Annotated in this window: 3 protein-coding genes; 2 read left to right on the top strand and 1 reads right to left on the bottom strand. The window is 65.5% G+C overall.

Annotation, left to right across the window (positions count from 1 at the left end):
• Both B4E36_RS08170 and B4E36_RS08165 read left to right on the top strand, forming a co-directional pair.
• The coding region (locus B4E36_RS08170; RefSeq protein ID WP_345900221.1) for a cation diffusion facilitator family transporter at positions 1-1,012 on the top strand (1,012 nt) is incomplete at its 5' end.
• Positions 1,013-1,023: 11 nt separating this feature from the next.
• Positions 1,024-1,368 (top strand): ArsR/SmtB family transcription factor, encoded by a 345-nt coding sequence (locus B4E36_RS08165; protein WP_292053152.1) that lies wholly within the window; start codon positions 1,024-1,026, stop codon positions 1,366-1,368.
• A 15-nt stretch (positions 1,369-1,383) separates the two neighbouring features.
• On the opposite strand, the gene B4E36_RS08160 is transcribed toward B4E36_RS08165, so the two are convergent.
• Positions 1,384-1,949: SDR family NAD(P)-dependent oxidoreductase (locus B4E36_RS08160; protein WP_345900220.1), on the bottom strand; the 566-nt coding region annotated here is incomplete at its 5' end.

Genomic DNA, 1,949 nt, shown 5'->3' with positions numbered 1-1,949 from the left:
ATCGGGCTCTGAGAGCGGCGGCGGGCCCGGCAAGGGCCAGGGACACGAACACCGGCATGATGGCGGTCACGGCCATGACGGTCACGACCACGCGCATAGCCATGGCGACGGACATCACAGCCACGCGCCGACCGTCTCGCGCAACAATGAGCGTGTGGTCCTGATCGGTCTGTGCCTGACGGCCGGTTTCATGGTGGCGGAATTCGTCGGCGGCTGGCTGTCGGGGTCGTTGGCGCTGATCGCCGATGCCGGGCATATGCTGACGGATACGGCGGCGCTGGGGCTTGCCTGGGCCTCGTTCCGCTTCGGTCGCCGGGGCGGCGATGAGAAGCGCACTTTCGGCTATATGCGCTCCGAGGTGCTGGCCGGTTTCGTCAATGCGCTGGCGCTGTTCCTGCTCACCATCTGGATCGCCTATGAGGCGGTCGAACGCCTGATCACGCCGGAACCGGTGCTGGCGGGGCCGATGCTGGTCGTCGCCATACTGGGGCTGTTCGTCAATATCGGCGTGTTCCTGCTGTTGATGCGGGGCGACCGCGACCACGTCACGATAAAGGGCGCGCTGCTGCATGTCGTCGGCGACCTGCTGGGGTCCGTCGGCGCGATCACAGCCGCCGTGATCATCTATTACACCAACTGGACGCCGGCCGATCCGATCCTGTCGGTTCTGATGTCCGTTCTCATCCTCAGGGCCGCCTGGGCGCTGCTGCGCAGCGCGGCGCAGATCCTGATGGAGGGAACGCCGAGCAATATCGAGATCGAGGAATTGCGCCGCTACGTGCTGAACGAAGTAACCGACGTCAGCGATGTCGCCCATGTTCACGTCTGGTCGATCACTTCGGGCCGGCCGGCGGCGACCCTAGAAGTCAGCCTTGCGCAGGATGGCGATGCCGCAACCGTGGCCGATCGCGTCAAGGCGGTGCTGGCAAGGCGTTACGATATCCGCCACGCGACGATCGAGATCAGGTGGGGCGAGCAGCCTGGCGATTGCCCGCTCCAGGCATCGGCATGAGGGGCTGTCAGTTGAATGATCCAGCGCTTTTCGAACAGGCGCTGGAGGGCGGGCAGGAAGACATTGCCGTGGCCGCCGAGACCTTCAAGCTGCTCGGCGACCCGACCCGTCTCAAGATCCTGCTCGCCTGCCTGAGCGAGCCGGTGGCGGTCGGCGATATCGCGCGCAAGGTGGATGCCTCGCCCTCGCTGGTCAGCCATCATTTGCGCCTGTTGCGGGGCGCCCGGCTGGTGCGGCGCACCCGCCAGGCGCGGCAGATGTATTACGAGGCCGCCGATCACCACATCGAACATATCGTCGCCGACATGATCGTCCATGCCGGCGAGCACGACGCGATGGATGATGCCGACCCGTAGCGGCGTTTCTTCCGGTCAGGCCAGCGCCGGCCGGCTTTCGCTCATCAGAGCCTCGGCATCCGCGCCGGCCGGACTACGCATCGGCGTCGAGGCGTCGGTCGCCGCGCGATAGACGGCGTCAGCGACATCCTGCGGCCGGGTCACCATATCCGCCGGGGCCGCAGCCCATTCAGCGAAAACCGCGTCGGCAATTTCCTTATAGGTTTCCGGAATGGTCATGCCATCGGGCGAAAGCGAGGCCGCGTTCTTGCCGAAATCGGTTGTGGGCGCGCGACCCGGCAGCACGAGGCGGACGCCGATGTCGAAGGGCGCGAGTTCGAGCGCCAGGCATTCGCTGAATGCATTGATCGCCGCCTTGCTGGCCGTATAGACCGACAGGAGATGAAGCGGGCTGACCGTGACCGTCGAGGTGACGTTGACGATCATGCCGGCGCGGCGCGCGCGAAACTGCGGCAGGAAGGCCTGCGTCAGCGCCATGACGCCGATCGTATTGGTCTCGAAAACCTTGCGGATGACGTCGACCGGCGAGCCTTCCAGCGCATTGAGCCAGCCGACGCCGGCATTGTTGACGAGAATGTCGA

This window comes from Martelella sp. UBA3392 (genome assembly GCF_002358775.1).
Taxonomy (GTDB): Bacteria; Pseudomonadota; Alphaproteobacteria; order Rhizobiales; family Rhizobiaceae; genus Martelella; species Martelella mediterranea.
This window is presented reverse-complemented; position numbering and strand designations above follow the sequence as displayed.